The following is a 15,155-nucleotide window of genomic DNA, read 5'->3' as shown; positions in this document are numbered from 1 at the left end:
AACGGGCCGGACAAATTGCCCGGCCCGCTCCCCTGCTTATTGACCTAAACGAGCACTAGTTTTTGGCCTTAATCTTGGTTTTTTCGCCGCTGGCGTCCTTGGCTTTGCCGTCCAACTCCCCGTCCTTGGTGGTTGTCTTGGTGTCGCCGGTGGCGCTTTTGGTTTTCACCTTCACCTTGTCGGAGTCCTCGTCCACCTTGGTTTTCACCTTGGTGCCGTCGGCCGTTTTCACTTTGCTCTTGCCGGGGTTCAGCGGCGCGGCCGTCGTGGTGGTCGTGGTAGTGCCCGTGCTATCCGTGGAGGCGGGCATCGTGCCCGTGGCGCCGTTGTTCAGCGCGGGCATCGTTTCCCCTTCCTTCATCACTACCTTGAACTCGGCGCGGCGGTTGAGCTGCATGTTTTCGGGCGAGTCGTTCGGGGCGGCCGGGCGACGCTCGCCGTAGCTAACCGTGGTCATGCGGGTGTCGGCCACGCCTTGCTTCTTGAGGTAGTTGTAGGCGGCCTCGGCGCGGTTCTGGCCCAGCACCATGTTGTACTCGTCGGTGTTGCGCGAGTCGCAGTGGCCTTCCACCGAAATGTTCACCCCGGGATTGGCAATCAGAATCTGGCTAATCTCGTTGAGGTTCGTAATCGACTCGGGCCGGAGCTTGTACTTGTCGGTGTCGAAGTAAATATTTTTCGACGCAAACATGCTGTTCGCGGTGGTGTCGACGTAGTTGATGTAGAAATTCTTGGTGATGGTCGTCGAGTCATTGGTCGAGACGGGCACCGGGAATTCCTGCGTTTCGATGTTTTTACCATCCTTGCTCACGGCCACCTGGTAGGTCCGGCCCGAGAGCACGGCCACCTGGTAGGCGCCATCGGGCTTGGTCACGTCGCGGAAGCTCAGCGCCGTCTTGTCGGCCTGGGCCCCGCTGAACACCAGCTCCACGCCCGGAATCACGGTCGTGCTGTCCTTCGACGAGAACACCTTGCCCTGAATGGTGGCGTTCTTGATGTAGTTGATGGTGTAAATGTCTTTTTCGCCGTAGCCGCCAATGCGGTAGCTGCTCAGGTAGGCGTAGGAGCCGTCCGGGCTCAGGCGGTAGTACGAATCGTCGTCGGGGGTGTTGATGGGGTAGCCCATGTTCTGGGCCTGGCCCCAGCGGCGGGTCGACTCGTCAAACTCCGACTTGAAAATATCGTAGCCCCCCATGGTGTTGTGGCCGCGCGACGAAAAGTACAGGGTCTTGCCGTCTTTGCTGATGTAGGGGCTGTCGTCGTCGTACTTGGTGTTGATGTTGCCGCCCATCGACTTGGCCGGGCCAAAGTCGCCGCCCGCCACGCGGGTGCTGTAGTACAAGTCCAGCGTGCCGTCTTCCGAGTACTTGCCGGTGGCGAAGTACAGCGTCAGGCCGTCCGCGGTAATGTAGGCGTCGCCCTCGTAGGACTTGGAGTTAATATTGGCGTCCAACGGCTTGGGGGCCGTCCAGTCGCCACCCGTCTTGTCCGAGACGAAAATGTCGCCGTTGTTGTCGTTGCGGTACATCAGCAGCTTGGTGTCGTTGTCGAACAACTGCGTGGAAGCATCGTGGCCTTTGCCGTTCAGCACGCCGCTCAGCGAGCGGGGCTTTTCCCAGTTTTCGTCGTCGATGCGCTTGGCCTCGAAAATGTCTTCGTAGTACTCGCCGTCGGCGGCCACGCTTTTGTTCTTCTTATCGGACGTTTTACCGGCGGCGCCGGTCACGTTTTCACCGCGCGAGGTGTAAAGCAGCAATTTGTCATCCGACGAAATAACCGGGCTGTGCTCCGAGTATTGCGAGTTGATGGTGGGCCCCAGGTTCTTAACGAAAATATCCTTGGGCGAATTGAACTGCACCTTGGCGTTCTTGCTGTGCTGAATCAACTGCGCCAGCTCTTCCTTGCGGGAGTCGTTCTTTTTCAGGGTCACGTTGTAGGCCTGAAAGTGCGCGATGGCTTCGTCGAAATTGTAGTTGAGGTGGTCTACCCGGCCCAGCCAGTACTCCACCGACTTATCGACTTTGGGCTTCAGCTTCTGCGCCTTGTAGATGTAGTCGCTGGCTTTTTCCTTGTCGAACGACATGTAGGAAATGCCGGCGTTGAACAGCGCTTTGGCGTTGTTCGGGTCTTTAGCCAACACCTTTTCGTAGTATGGTAAGGCGGCGCGGTAATTTTCCTGCTCGAAGAACTTGTTGCCGGTCTTGAGGTCCTTACGCGTGCTTTGCGCGGCGGCCGGGGCGGCTACGGCTGCGGTAAGGGCAACGGCGCACGAAGCTTGCAGTAACCTTCTGGATAAGTTGTCCATTGGAGGAGAGGTTTGAAAAAGGGAAATGGCTGAAGTGGTTGTGAAAGAAATTACACCGTGAATAGCAAGGGCAACGAGCTATATGTTGGGCTTATACTGAAAAACTACCGCAGGGTTAGGCCTTAATCCCCGTTTGGAAGGAAGGTAACCGTGCCGAAGGGCTGGCCTCATACAAGCTAGCCCGTCCTGGCAGGACCAGCGACGGGCAAAGATAGGTTTTTTGCTTACGAAAAGCGGTTCTGAGCGAAATTTCAGCCATTCAAAAGCAAGCCGGTGAGGCAGCAGCGGCCCACTGAGCTGGCGGGCATACCGCGCAAATATAGAAGCGCTAACGAAATAGCCACCGGGTTGCCCTTTTTTATTTGCGCGGCGGCCGCTGCGTTTCGGGTGTAATTTTGCGACTTCAACCCTTCTGCTGCTTGCCCGCCACTCGATGATTGTCCGCGATGCCCGTTTTTTAACCAGTAATTCCCGCGCCGAGCTGTGCCCGGCCCCCACGCTGCCCGAGTACGCGTTCATTGGCCGCTCCAACGTCGGCAAATCGTCCCTCATCAACATGCTGACCAGCCGCAAAGGCCTGGCCAAAACCTCGGCTTCGCCGGGGAAAACGCAGTTGATTAACCATTTCGTAATCAACGACGGCTGGTATTTGGTGGACTTGCCGGGCTACGGCTACGCCAAGGTGAGCAAGACTTCGCGGGCGGAGTGGGCGCGCATGATTAATTTTTACCTGCGCCACCGCACCAACCTGATGTGCGTGTGCGTGCTGCTGGATTCGCGCCATGCGCCGCAGCCCGCGGATTTGGAATTCATGGAAAAGCTGGGCGAAGAAGGCATTCCGTTCGTGATGATTTTCACCAAGTCGGACAAGCAGTCGACGGCGCAAACCAAAGCGCTGCTGACCGATTACCTGAGCAAGATGAGCGAAACCTGGGACGAATTGCCGCGGTACTTCCAGACGTCGGCCGAAACCGGCCTGGGGCGCGAGGAAGTGCTGGCCTTTATTGCCGACGTGAACAAAGAGTGGGTTGCCGGCGGGGCCGCGGCCGACGTGTAGTTTGGCCCCTAAATTGCCAACCCCGGCCCGGCCTTCAAACCTTCCGCCTCTTCATTTCGCCGCCTTCTCGTTATCATCATGACCAACCAACCCCGCATCCGCATTGCTCAGCTGGCCCTGGGCCTGCTGCTGGCCGCCACCGCGCCAGCCGTGGCCCAAACCGCCGCCCCCGCCGCCAAATCGCAAGCCGAGAAAGGTGCTGGCCTCGGCGCGGCGGGCAAAGTCATTCCGGTGGCCGAGTACTACGAAGGCGGCCAGGAAGCCCTGTACGCCTTCATCGCCCAGGAGTTGAAATACCCCCTGGTAGCCAAGCGAAACCGCATTCAAGGCCAGTGCATTGTAAGCTTCACGCTGAACCCGGACGGGACCTTGCAGGGCGTGAAGCTGGTGAAGCAGATTGGCGGGGGCACCGGCGAAGAAGCCCTGCGCGTGGTGCGCCTGCTCAAATTCAAAAAGCCCGAGTACCCCATTCTGACCAGCTTGCCCATCGTGTTCAAGCTCGGCGTGACGGGCTCCAACGCCACGGAAGGACAGTAAACCTTAATTTTCGAATGAAGAGTGAGGAATGAAGAATTCGCAGCTGGCGCGGTTCACAAAACTCCTCACTCTTCATTCCTCATTTTTCATTCTTCATTAATTGTAATGCCCTACGAATTGCAAGAGTTGGCCGCCATCAGCGGCATGCCCGGTCTCTACCGCTTGGTGCGCGCCGCGCGCCACGGCGTGCTGGTGGAAAGCCTCGACGAAAAAGCCACCCGCACCCTGGCCCCGGCCCGCAACAAGGTGTCGCTGCTGTCCGAAATCTCGATTTACACCCAGGACCCCGAGCAGACCGTGCCACTCACCGATATTTTTGAGCGCATCTATCAGCAGCACGGCACCACGGCGCCCGTCACGGCCAAGTCGAGCGAGGGCGAGCTCACCGAGTTCATGGCCGGCATCGTTCCCGACTACGACCGCGACCGGGTGTACCTGTCCGACATCAAGAAAGTGGCCAACTGGTTCGGCATCGTGAGCAAGCACCGCCCCTACCAGGAAGCCGCTGCCCCCGAAGCACCCGCGGCCGACGAAACGGCGCCCGCAGAGGTCGCCCCCGCCCCCAAAGCCAAGCGCAAGTCGGCCAAAGCGGATGCCGAACCCGCCGCGAACGAGCCCTTGAGCACCGGCGGCGTGATTGGCGCCCCCGACGACGCCCCCGAAGCCCCCGGCAATCCAGAGGCCACCGTTCCGGCCAAAAAAAGCCGTAAAAAAGCGGAGTAACAACATACTGCCGGCCGCAAAAAAGCCGCTCCTGACCTGGGAGCGGCTTTTTTTGCGACCGGCAGAAGCTACTTAGCGGCCACGTTTAGGGCTTGTTGCTCCTTGGCCAGGCAGGCTTCGGCCCGCTCCACCAGCTCTTTGCTGCCGATGAAGATGGGACACCGTTCGTGCGGCGTTTTGGGTTCGATTTCCATGGTGCGCTGGGCGCCGTTGCTGCTTTTGCCACCGGCTTGCTCCACGATGAAGGCCAGGGGGTTGCACTCGTACATGAGGCGCAGCTTGCCCTGGGGGTTTTTGGGGGTGGCGGGGTAAATGTAAATGCCGCCCTTGAGCAGGTTGCGGTGAAAGTCGGCCACCAGCGAGCCGATGTAGCGGCCCGAGCAATTGAGGTCCTTGCACTCCTTGAGAAAACCGGCCACTCCCGGCGAGAAGTACTCCGAACTGCCCTCGTTGATGGAATAGATGGCGCCGGTTTTGGGCGTTTGAATGTCGGGGTGCGAGAGGAACAGCTCGCCCAGCGAATGCTCGTAGGTGAAGCCGTTGACGCCGTTGCCCGTCGTGTACACGAGCATGGTGCTGGACCCGTAAATGACGTAGCCGGCGGCCACCTGGTGGGTGCCGGGCTGCAGGCAGTCGGCGGCGGTGCCCTCGCGGCCAGTGGGCGACACGCGCCGGTAGATGCTGAAGATGGTCCCGATGCTCACGTTCACGTCGATGTTCGAGGAGCCGTCGAGCGGGTCGATGGCCACCACGTACTTGCCCTGGTTGTTGCCGGTCTGAATCATCTCGTCGTCCTCTTCCGAAATGATGGTGCACACTTCGCCGCCGTTGCGCAGGGCCCGGATGAAGCGGATGTTGGCAATGACGTCGAGCTTCTGCTGGTCCTCGCCCTGCACGTTGCGGTTGCCGTAGGCGCCGGCAATATCGATGAGGCCGGAGCGGTTGATTTCGCGGTTCACAATCTTGGCCGCCAGCGCAATGTCGCGCAGCAGCTGCGACAATTCCCCCGTCGCGTAGGGAAAATCTTCCTGCTTGCGCATGATGAAACGGTCGAGGGTGGTGCCGACGGGCAGGGCCAGTTTGTTGTGGTCCATAAAGGAGGTTTAGGGGGAACAGGGTGAGCAAATTTACCTGCTTTTGGACGAGAATGCTACCGGTTTTTACGCGGGTGGTGGCCAACCGGTCCGGGGTGGTGCCACACCACTTGCGACCGGTTCCAAACCACTCCGGGGTGGTGCGCTACCACCCGGGAGTGGTGCGGCACCACTTGCGACCGGTGCAACACCACCCGGGAGTGGTGCGACACCACCCCGGACCAGTTGACCACCACTACCGTGCGGTCCGGCACCACTCACGAGCGGTGTCGCACCACTATCGTGCGGTGTTGCACCACCCCGGCCCGTTCGGCATCGGTCGCAGCCGGACCCGCTGCCTACTTTTGGGGCCTATGAGCGAGCTACCCGGACTTCAGGTGTACAAATTTGGCGGCGCGTCGGTGAAGGACGCGGCGGCCATTCTCAACCTCTGCCGCATTGTGCGGGACTATGGGCCGCAGGGGCCGCTGGTGATTGTGGTGTCGGCCATGGGCAAAACCACCAATGCGCTGGAGGAAATTTACAACTTGGCGTATCACGGGCGGGACTATTTGCCTCAATTTGCTGCTCTTAAATCTTTCCATCAACAGACCCATGATGCGCTTTGCCAACATTTAGCTGCGTATGCAAAATCGTACAAGTATAAAAACTCGCCAATACAGCTTTTCGACGACTTCGAACACACGCTGACCCAAGTGCCGAGTTACGGAGACTATGACGAATGGTACGATCAAATAGTGAGCTTTGGCGAAACCGTTTCCGCTCACATGGTAGGCAATGCCCTTGCTTCAGACCGAAACTCAACGCTGGTATATTGGTGTCCCGCAAGTCATATGATTCAAACGGATGCAACGTGGCGAGAAGGTCGCGTTGATTGGTCAACGACTGAGCACGAAGTACACAAAATGGCAGCTACGTGGATTGGGGATTCTAAAAATATCATTGTAACCGAAGGTTTTTTGGGCGGCACCGCCGACGGTCGCACTACCACCCTGGGCCGCGAAGGCTCCGACTATACCGCCGCCATCCTGGCCTACTGCCTGCGCGCCGAGAGCGTAACCATCTGGAAAGACGTGGCCGGCCTGCTGAATGCGGACCCCAAAATCTTTCCGAACCCGGTGCGCTACCCCGAAATCAGCTACCGCGAAACCATTGAGATGGCGTATTACGGCGCCTCGGTCATCCACCCCAAAACGCTCAAGCCACTGGCCGACCGCGGCATTCCCCTGCGCGTGAAATCGTTTCTGGACCCCGCGGCCGAGGGCACGCTCATCCACGACTGCCAGCACGCGGCGCTGGCGCCGGCGTTCATCCGCAAAACCGACCAGTGCCTCTTGTCCTTTGAAAGCAAGGATTTTGCGTTCATCTCGGAAGAAAACCTGGAGGTCATTTTCGGGGCCTTGGCGCAGGCCAAGCTGAAGATTAATGTGATGCAGAATTCGGCCATCAGCTTTTCAGTGTGCACCGACTTTTCGGAGCGGCGGGTGAATCTGCTGCTGGATTTACTCCGCGAGCAGTTCACGCTCCATTACAACACCGGGCTGACGCTCTTCACCATCAAGAATTACGACGCCACCAGCATTGCGCAGCTCACGACGGGCAAACGCCTGCTGCTGGAGCAGCGCACGCGCAGCACGTTTCAGTTCGTGTGCCAATAAATCGCAGATGGTGCAGATGATGCAGATGTCGCAGATGCAGGCGGGCTCGGCTGGTGCTGATGGGGTGATACCGCAGATGCGGACGGGCTCGACTAGCTTTCAGGACCAGTTAATTGACCATTTCATTATTTCTTCCGCACTGTGATTTTAAATTATTGGCATGGCACCTACGGAAATTTATAAGCACAAAGAGCTGACGGGGGCTATTATTGGCTGCGCGATGGAGGTGCATTCGGCCGTCGGGTTGGGGTTTCCCGAGGTGGTTTACCAGCGCTGTCTGGCCATTGAGTTGCAGCACCGCGGGCTGCCGTTTGAGCGGGAGGCGGACTTGCCGCTGTATTACCGGGGCGAGAAGGTGGGCAGCCGACGGGCTGATTTTCTGGTGGCCGGCGCCGTACTCATCGAGCTAAAAGCCAAAAGCGAAATCATCCCGCTCCACCACGCACAAGTCCTCAACTACCTCAACGCCTACCAACTGGAAGTGGCCCTGCTGCTCAATTTCGGCGAAGCCCGCCTCCAATACAAACGCTTCGTCAACTCACCCAAACCTCAGTAGCCTCGCTCCCACTACCGCTCCAAATCCCTCCCAAACCGGCACCCCCCATCATCTGCGCCAGTCGGGCCCGCCCACATCTGCGGCATCAGCATCATCTGCACCATCTGCGATAATCGGGCCCGTCCTCTTCTGCGACATCTGCACCATCTGTACCATCTGCGATTTATGGAATTCATTCTCGTAACGCCCCAGGCCCGGCCGGCCGTGGCCCTCGTCCAGCTCAACCGCCCCAAGGAGCTCAACGCCCTCAACTTGCAACTGATGCAGGAAATTCGCGACGCGCTGAAGGCGCTGGACGAGGACGACACGGTGCGCGTGGTGGTCATTGCGGGCAACGAGCGGGCCTTCGCGGCGGGCGCCGACATCAAGCAGATGGCGGGGAAGTCGGCCATCGACATGCTCATCACCGACCAGTTCAGCACCTGGGACCAGATTCGCAAGTTCCGCAAGCCGCTGATTGGGGCCGTGTCGGGCTTTGCGCTGGGCGGCGGCTGCGAGCTGGCCATGACCTGCGACTTGCTGGTGGCCTCCGAAACGGCGCAGTTTGGGCAGCCCGAAATCCGCATCGGCACCATGCCGGGGGCGGGCGGCACCCAGCGCCTCACCCGCGCCGTGGGCAAGGCCAAGGCCATGGAAATGGTGCTCACCGGCGAATTCATCTCGGCCCGGGAAGCCCACCGCCTGGGCCTGGTCAACCGCGTGGTGCCCGTGGGCCAGTACCTGGAAGAGGCCTACCGCCTGGCCGCCAGCATTGCGGCCATGAGCCCGGTGGCGGCCCGGCTGGCCAAGGAGTCCGTGAACCGGGCGTTTGAGACGCACCTGGACGAAGGCCTGCACTTCGAGCGCAAAAACTTCTACCTCACCTTCGCCTCCGAAGACCAGAAGGAAGGCATGGCGGCTTTCGTGGAGAAGCGCAAGCCGGAATTCAAGGGAAGATAGAAGGGTTGATTATTTGATGTGCTGATGTGCTTCCACCGGCAATCTCGGCCGCGTGTCCGCTGAATTCGTACCCATCACCGACGGCAAAAAATCCGGCCAATACCCGACCGTAAGCCAGCGGCCTCAATCCGCACATTAGCACATCAATCATTCAGCACATCAACCAATGGCAGTACTCGTGGGCAAGCGCGCCCCTACCTTTAAAGCCTCGGCCGTCATCGACGGCGCCTACGAAGAAGAATTTTCGCTGGACCGCTACCTGGGCAAAAAATACGTGCTGTTCTACTTCTACCCGGCCGATTTCAGCCGGGTGTGCCCCACCGAAATCCTGGCTTTTCAGGACCGGCTGGCGGAGTTTGAACAGCGCGGAGTGGCCGTGGTGGGCTGCTCCACCGACTCGCAGTACGCCCACCTGGCCTGGCAGCTCACCCCGCGCGACAAAGGCGGCATCGCGGGCGTGAAGTACCCGCTGGTGGCCGACGCCACCAAAACCATTGCGGCCAACTACGACGTGCTGGGCGGCCACTACGACTACACCGAGCAGGGCGAGATGACTTACGTGGGCTCGCCCATGGCGTACCGGGGCCTGTTTCTCATCGACCGCGACGGCATCGTGCGGCATCAACTGGTGAATGACCGGCCCCTGGGCCGCAGCCTCGGCGAAGCCCTGCGCATGATTGACGCCCTGCAACACTTTGAGAAAAACGGCGAGGCGTGCCCCGCCGATTGGGAAGCCGAGGCATCCTTGTAGGGCCGGTTGGATTGGTGCGCTGAATTTGCAGTGCATAAATTTGGGCCTTGCTGTTCCTCTACAACATTGCCTTGGGCCTCTACGGCCTGCTTCTGCGCCTGCTGGCTCCGTTTGTGCCCAAGGCGGCGGCCTGGGTAGCGGGGCGCCGCGGCTTGCTGGCCCGCATTGCTCGCACGATTGGGGCCGACCCCGCGCCGCGCGCGTGGTTTCACTGCGCCTCGCTGGGCGAGTTTGAGCAGGGCCGGCCGCTGCTGGAAGCCTACCGCCAGGCCCACCCCGGTACCAAGCTGGTGCTGACCTTCTTCTCGCCCTCGGGCTACGAAGTTCGCAAAAGCTGGCCGGGTGCGGACTACATTTTCTACCTGCCGCTTGACACGCGCGCCCACGCCTGCGCCTTCCTCGACGCCGTGCAGCCCCGGCTGGTGGTGTTTGTGAAGTACGAGTTCTGGTACCACTTCCTGAACGAGGCCCACCGGCGCGGCATTCCGGCCGTGGTCGTGTCGGCCATTTTCCGGCCCGACCAAATGTTCTTTCGGCCTTGGGGCGGGTTTTTCCGCCGCATCCTTGGCCGCTTCGCGCACATTTTTACCCAGAACGAAGCCTCCGCCGCCCTGCTGCGCGGCGTGGGCATCGCGCAGGTGAGCGTGGCCGGCGACACCCGCTTCGACACCGTGGTGGCCACGGCCGCCGCCCCAACCGGGGCCCTGCCGGTGGTCGACGCTTTCGTGGCGGACGGGGCCCCGGTGCTGGTGGTGGGCAGCAGCTGGCCCGAGGACCTGCCCGTGCTGCTCCCCCTGTTGCGCCGCTACCAGCGCGAGCTGCGCGTGCTGGTGGCGCCGCACGAAATCACCGAGGCCAACCTGCGGCTCGTGGAAACGGCCCTGCCCGGGCAGGTGCAGCGGTATTCGCAAGCACGCGCGGCCACGGTGGGCCACGCCCGCGTCCTGCTCTTCGACAACGTGGGTTTGTTGAGCCAGCTTTACCGCTTCGGTGAGTACGCTTACATTGGCGGCGCGTTTGGCAAAGGGCTGCATAACACGCTGGAAGCCGCGGCTTTCGGCTTGCCCTTGTTCTTCGGGCCCACCTACGCGAAGTTTCAGGAAGCCACCGAATTGGTGGCGCTAAAATGCGCATTCCCGGTGCAGAACGCGGACGAGCTGGAAAGCGCCTTCACCTACCTGTGGCACCACGAAGACGCCCGCCTGCGCCTGCAAGACGCCACGCTCGACTACGTGCACGGCCAGGCCGGCGCCACCCGCACCATCATGGCCGCCCTGCCCGGCCTTACCGCCCCATGCCCCCGGAAATAACCGCCCCCTCCGACCCCGGCGCTCTGCTGCGCGGCACGGTGGTAAAATCCACCGGCTCCTGGTACGTGGTGCGCGGCGAAACCGGCCAGCTCTACCGCTGCCGGCTGCGGGGCAAATTCAAAATCAAGGGCTTGAAGGTGAACAACCCGCTGGCCGTGGGCGACCACGTCGATTTCGCGGTGGAAGCCCAGGCCGAAGGCGCGGCCGTCATCTCGCGCATCGTGCCGCGGCGCAACTACATCATTCGAAGCTCGGTGCACAAAACCGGGCACTCGCACATCGTGGCGGCCAACCTCGACCAGGCGCTGCTGGTCGTCACGCTGGTGTCGCCGGCCACCTCGTTCGGCTTTATTGACCGGTTTCTGGTCACGGCCGAGGCCTACCACATTCCGGTGGTGCTGCTGTTCAACAAAACCGATTTGTACGACGCCGACGGGTTTGAATACCAGGCCGAAATCGCGGGCATGTACGCCAGCCTGGGCTACCCCAGCCGGACCTGCGCCGCCAGTACCGGCGAGGGCGTGCCCGAAATCGACCAGTTGCTCGACGGCAAAGTGAGCCTGCTGGCCGGCCACTCCGGCGTGGGCAAAAGCACGCTCATCAACGCCCTGGTGCCCAACCTGGACCTGAAGACCGCCGAAATCAGCGATTTCTCCGACAAAGGGGTGCACACCACCACCTTCGCCGAGATGCTGGAGGTGCGCCCCGGCACCCACATCATCGATACGCCCGGCATCAAAGAATTGGGTCTGGTGGACATGCCGCCCGCCGAGCTGGCCGGCTACTTCCCCGAAATGCGCGCCCTGCTCAACCAGTGCCGCTACCACAACTGCCAGCACACGCACGAGCCCGGCTGCGTGGTGCGCGAGGCGGTGGACCAGGGCCGCATTGCCCTGCCCCGCTACAATAGCTACCTGAGCATGCTGGCCGGCGAGGACAACCGGCATTGAGGTTGCCGTGCGAATCAACTCCAGTTTCCTTCAAACAAAACAGCCCGGAACGTGAAGTTTAGGGCTGTTTTGTTTGAAGGAGGCCGGGGCGCGGCTATGGCGCGATTCCCTTGTATTTGTTGTCGACGTAGTTCAGGTCGAACGCGCCGAGGTTTTTGAAGTAGGCGTTGACAAGCTTGGCGGGGTCGGTGGCCAGCTCGCCGCGGCCGGGCACGTCGTTGCCGTCGTCCCAGGCCCAGGGGGCGTTGGCGCCGCCGTTGCCGCGGCTTTTCTGAAAGCCGCCGTCGGCGTTCACGAACAAGGCGGTGTTGAAGCGCTGGTCCCACAGGCCGTTGGGCTCGAAGATGTCCACGAGCTTGTACTGCACGTCCCGGTCATCGGCGCTGGCGGGGGCTTCGGCGGTATTGGGCGAGGGGAAATACTTCAGGCCGTCGCCCTCGATTTTGTAGTAGGGAAATGCTTTCAGGCCGTGGCCTTTGGCTTCCTGGGCCGTCACGGGGTGCAGGCCGCCGTCGAATTGCTCCATCGTGAGCGAGCCGTCCAGGTCTTCCTGGTTGGCCTGCAAGGGGCTGCCGGCCGGCACGTAGGAGAAGAAGTCGGCGTGCGACACCGTGACGATGCCCTGCAGGTTGCCGAAGGGGCTGCCGTCCTTCTTCACGATGGTCAGCAGGCCTTCGAGGTCGTTTTCGTGCTCGTCGATGTTGTAGAGGAAGAAAATATCGGTCCAGTCGCGCGGGTGGAAGAAAGCGTAGGTGATGAACCAGTGGGTACCCGTTTCCACCACCGAGTAGTAGCCGTGGCCGGTGGCGGCGTAGTTGGTCAGGTTGTTCCAGTTGTTGGTAGCCGACCAGTCGCCGTCGAAGTTGACCGCCGAGAGGTAGTCGGCCTTGCCGCTCAGGCCGTGGGAGCCGGTCACGTCGGTGTCCTGGTAGTGGATGGGCGCCCAGCGCAGGGCCAGGTCGGCCTTGAAGGCGGTGGTGGCGTCGGCCGCCTTAGGGGCGGTTTTGGGGGCTGCGTTCGCTCCCGGGTCGGGAGTGATATTGCAGCTCGTCAGCAGCGACAAGGTGAGGCCCGTGGCCAGCAGGGCCGTTTTGGTGATGAATGTTTTCATGTGGTTATGAGAGTAAGGGGTGAGGTAGTGAAAAGTGAAAATACCCGGGGCCGCACCGGCAGGGCCGCCAAGTTGCCAGGGCTTACCAAGCTTCTGGATGTGCTTTCCGCACCCGACTCCGTGGCAGCGCCAAACGCCTGATGGCGGCGCGTCCGAGTGTCGGCGGCGCGGCAGCGGAGGCGGATTTTCTTGCGCAACGCCCCAACAGGCCGCCCTGGCCCATGGGGCGAATCCTGCGCCGGGCGAGGTTGGCCCGGCGGGCGCAGCAATGCTCCTGCGTCAGGTCTTCTGCCCCGGGCGCGTGCCGCAGCACCTCGCGCGCGCGCCAGCACAGCTTTATACCGATGCGCCTCGAACGGCTGCTCGAAGGCCCGGCAGCTGCCGTTGCGGATTTGCGCTGGCAGGCCGGGCAAGTTGTGAATCACGACTCGTTGTTTACGCCAAAGGTAAAGAGTCGCTTAATAGATAAAAGAAGGCAAGTTATTAGATAATAGAAGCTTACAAATACATTACATAATCTTTATTAACATATAATAAATCGGTAAATAGGCGGACAAGGAAAGCAGCGAAAACCACGGGGGAAAGGGGCGGACCGGGCAACCCGAAGCAGCAACAGAGCCGCCGGTGCCAACGCAAAAAGGCCTCCCGCAAGCGGGAGGCCTTTTCACAGCTGGCGCTGGAATTACCAGCAACCGGAAACCTTAAATCAGAAACTATTTGGCGGGGGGCAGCACCACGCCGTCAATCACGTGGGTCACGCCGTTGCTGGAAATAACATCAGGAATGGCCACGGTAGCGGGAGCGTCTTTGCCGTTGCTCACCATTACTTTGCCGTCTTTCACCGACACGCGCAGCTTGGCCCCGTTCACGGTGGTCAGCTCCTGGCCATCCTTGAGGTCGGCGGCCAGCAGGCGGCCGGGGATGACGTGGTAGGTGAGGACGCCGGTCAGCGCGGCCTTGCTCTCGGGCTTCAGCAGGCCTTCGAGGGCGCCTTTGGGCAGTTTTTCAAACGCGGCGTTGGTGGGGGCAAACACGGTGAAAGGGCCGGTACCCTTCAACGTTTCCACCAAACCGGCGGCTTTCACGGCGGCTACCAGCGTGCTCACGCTCTTGGCACCCGCGGCGTTGTCCACGATGTCTTTATCGGCCGTCATGGCCACGCCGTCCACCATCACGCCCTCGGGCTTGGCCATCCGGGCCGAATCGCCGGCCGTGGCGGCCAGGGAATCCGCGGAGTTCGCGGTGGCGGTGGTTTCGGTGGTGGCGGGCTTGTCGGTGCCGCAGCTGGCCAGCACGAGCGACGTGGCAAGGGCAGCCACTAGGGAAGCAAAATGGTTTTTCATGAAAAAAGTGGTGTGAAAAAATGGTTGGAAGAACGTAGGCCACTGCGGCCGTCGAGTTTACGAAGTAACAAACCTGCTCGGATGTTTACGCACGTCCCGCACTTTCTTACCTTCGCCCCCTTGAAAGCCCCACTGGCCGCCACCAAAACTATTTAATCCGCTTAAACCGGAAATACATGAAAACCGCAGAAATTCACACCAAAAAAGGCGTAATGAAGGTTGAGTTTTACGAGCAGGACGCTCCGAAAACCGTCAAAAATTTTATTGACCTCGCTGAAAAAGGCTACTACGACGGGCTGAAATTTCACCGCGTTATTCCCAATTTTGTCATTCAGGGCGGCTGCCCCAACACCCGCGCAGGCGCGAAAGGCCAGCCCGGGACCGGTGGCCCCGGCTACCAGATTGACTGCGAAACCAGCGGCGACCACCAGTACCACGAGCGCGGCGCGCTGAGCATGGCCCACGCCGGCAAAAATACCGGCGGCTCCCAGTTCTTCGTGGTGCACTCGCGCGACAACACGGCCCACCTCGACCGCGTGCACACCGTGTTCGGCAAAGTGGTGGATGGCGTCGACGTCATCGACCAGATTCAGGCCAACGATGAAATTGAGAAAATTGTGGTGAAAGAGGCGTAATTCAACCCTTTCGCTTAACATCAGGGAACGTCGTGCTGAGCTTGCCGAAGCATCTTTACCGCGGACTAATTAAGTTGTAGCAACGATGAAATTAGTGCCGCGGTAAAGATGCTGAGCGCTGCTCAGCATGACGTGCTGTTTGGCTAAAAACAGGCTCACCCCCGCGCCCCAAAAATGGCGCTGCCG

The 15,155-nt window shown here is 60.7% G+C and carries 15 protein-coding genes; 10 read left to right on the top strand and 5 right to left on the bottom strand.

The genetic code is table 11. The features are described 5' to 3' along the window. Positions 1-55 precede the first annotated feature (55 nt). Complete coding sequence (locus RMO51_RS17060) at positions 56-2,305, bottom strand: OmpA family protein (RefSeq protein ID WP_310396651.1); 2,250 nt, start codon at positions 2,303-2,305, stop codon at positions 56-58. A gap of 433 nt (positions 2,306-2,738) precedes the next feature. Here RMO51_RS17060 and yihA point away from each other — a divergent pair, with 433 nt between their 5' ends. The 3 genes from yihA to RMO51_RS17045 all read left to right on the top strand — a co-directional run bounded on the left by yihA (position 2,739) and on the right by RMO51_RS17045 (position 4,622). After that, on the top strand, positions 2,739-3,362 hold the full coding sequence (gene yihA, locus RMO51_RS17055) for a ribosome biogenesis GTP-binding protein YihA/YsxC (RefSeq protein WP_310396649.1): 624 nt from the start codon (positions 2,739-2,741) through the stop codon (positions 3,360-3,362). A 78-nt stretch (positions 3,363-3,440) separates the two neighbouring features. Beyond that, positions 3,441-3,899 (top strand): energy transducer TonB, encoded by a 459-nt coding sequence (locus tag RMO51_RS17050; RefSeq protein WP_310396647.1) that lies wholly within the window; start codon positions 3,441-3,443, stop codon positions 3,897-3,899. A gap of 105 nt (positions 3,900-4,004) precedes the next feature. Then, positions 4,005-4,622, top strand: coding sequence for a DUF5606 domain-containing protein (locus RMO51_RS17045; protein WP_310396646.1), 618 nt, complete (start codon positions 4,005-4,007; stop codon positions 4,620-4,622). A 68-nt stretch (positions 4,623-4,690) separates the two neighbouring features. On the opposite strand, the gene fbp is transcribed toward RMO51_RS17045, so the two are convergent. Both fbp and RMO51_RS17035 read right to left on the bottom strand, forming a co-directional pair. Then, positions 4,691-5,716 (bottom strand): class 1 fructose-bisphosphatase, encoded by a 1,026-nt coding sequence (fbp, locus tag RMO51_RS17040; protein WP_310396645.1) that lies wholly within the window; start codon positions 5,714-5,716, stop codon positions 4,691-4,693. Between the two features lie 56 nt (positions 5,717-5,772). Further along, positions 5,773-5,970, bottom strand: coding sequence for a hypothetical protein (locus tag RMO51_RS17035; protein ID WP_310396654.1), 198 nt, complete (start codon positions 5,968-5,970; stop codon positions 5,773-5,775). A 99-nt stretch (positions 5,971-6,069) separates the two neighbouring features. Between RMO51_RS17035 and RMO51_RS17030 the strand changes: the two genes are divergently transcribed. From RMO51_RS17030 to rsgA, 6 genes are all read left to right on the top strand, one after another. Then, entirely contained in the window at positions 6,070-7,374 is a 1,305-nt protein-coding gene (locus tag RMO51_RS17030) for an aspartate kinase (protein ID WP_310396652.1), read from the top strand. A gap of 160 nt (positions 7,375-7,534) precedes the next feature. Next, positions 7,535-7,930: a GxxExxY protein gene (locus tag RMO51_RS17025; protein ID WP_310396644.1), complete on the top strand. Its 396-nt coding sequence runs from the start codon at positions 7,535-7,537 to the stop codon at positions 7,928-7,930. A 165-nt stretch (positions 7,931-8,095) separates the two neighbouring features. Continuing rightward, complete coding sequence (locus RMO51_RS17020) at positions 8,096-8,869, top strand: enoyl-CoA hydratase-related protein (protein WP_310396642.1); 774 nt, start codon at positions 8,096-8,098, stop codon at positions 8,867-8,869. A 166-nt stretch (positions 8,870-9,035) separates the two neighbouring features. Then, a complete protein-coding gene (locus RMO51_RS17015) occupies positions 9,036-9,620 on the top strand; it encodes a peroxiredoxin (RefSeq protein ID WP_310396641.1) in 585 nt (194 codons plus the stop codon). Positions 9,621-9,667: 47 nt separating this feature from the next. Beyond that, positions 9,668-10,930 carry a glycosyltransferase N-terminal domain-containing protein gene (locus RMO51_RS17010; protein ID WP_310396640.1) on the top strand — a complete coding sequence of 421 codons (1,263 nt, stop codon included), beginning with the start codon at positions 9,668-9,670 and terminating at the stop codon, positions 10,928-10,930. Then, positions 10,915-11,880 carry a ribosome small subunit-dependent GTPase A gene (rsgA, locus tag RMO51_RS17005; protein ID WP_310396638.1) on the top strand — a complete coding sequence of 322 codons (966 nt, stop codon included), beginning with the start codon at positions 10,915-10,917 and terminating at the stop codon, positions 11,878-11,880. The genes RMO51_RS17010 and rsgA overlap by 16 nt, the downstream gene beginning before the upstream one ends. Before the next feature lie 94 nt (positions 11,881-11,974). Here the strand turns inward: rsgA and RMO51_RS17000 are convergent, their stop codons facing one another. Together RMO51_RS17000 and RMO51_RS16995 are read right to left on the bottom strand one after the other, a co-directional pair. Beyond that, positions 11,975-12,991 (bottom strand): hypothetical protein, encoded by a 1,017-nt coding sequence (locus RMO51_RS17000; protein WP_310396636.1) that lies wholly within the window; start codon positions 12,989-12,991, stop codon positions 11,975-11,977. A gap of 713 nt (positions 12,992-13,704) precedes the next feature. Further along, positions 13,705-14,334, bottom strand: coding sequence for a fasciclin domain-containing protein (locus RMO51_RS16995; RefSeq protein ID WP_310396634.1), 630 nt, complete (start codon positions 14,332-14,334; stop codon positions 13,705-13,707). A 176-nt stretch (positions 14,335-14,510) separates the two neighbouring features. Between RMO51_RS16995 and RMO51_RS16990 the strand changes: the two genes are divergently transcribed. Next, complete coding sequence (locus tag RMO51_RS16990) at positions 14,511-14,969, top strand: peptidylprolyl isomerase (protein ID WP_310396632.1); 459 nt, start codon at positions 14,511-14,513, stop codon at positions 14,967-14,969. Positions 14,970-15,155 lie beyond the last annotated feature (186 nt).

The sequence above is a fragment of the Hymenobacter sp. genome (genome assembly GCF_031398885.1).
In the GTDB taxonomy this organism is placed as follows: domain Bacteria; phylum Bacteroidota; class Bacteroidia; order Cytophagales; family Hymenobacteraceae; genus Hymenobacter.
This window is presented reverse-complemented; position numbering and strand designations above follow the sequence as displayed.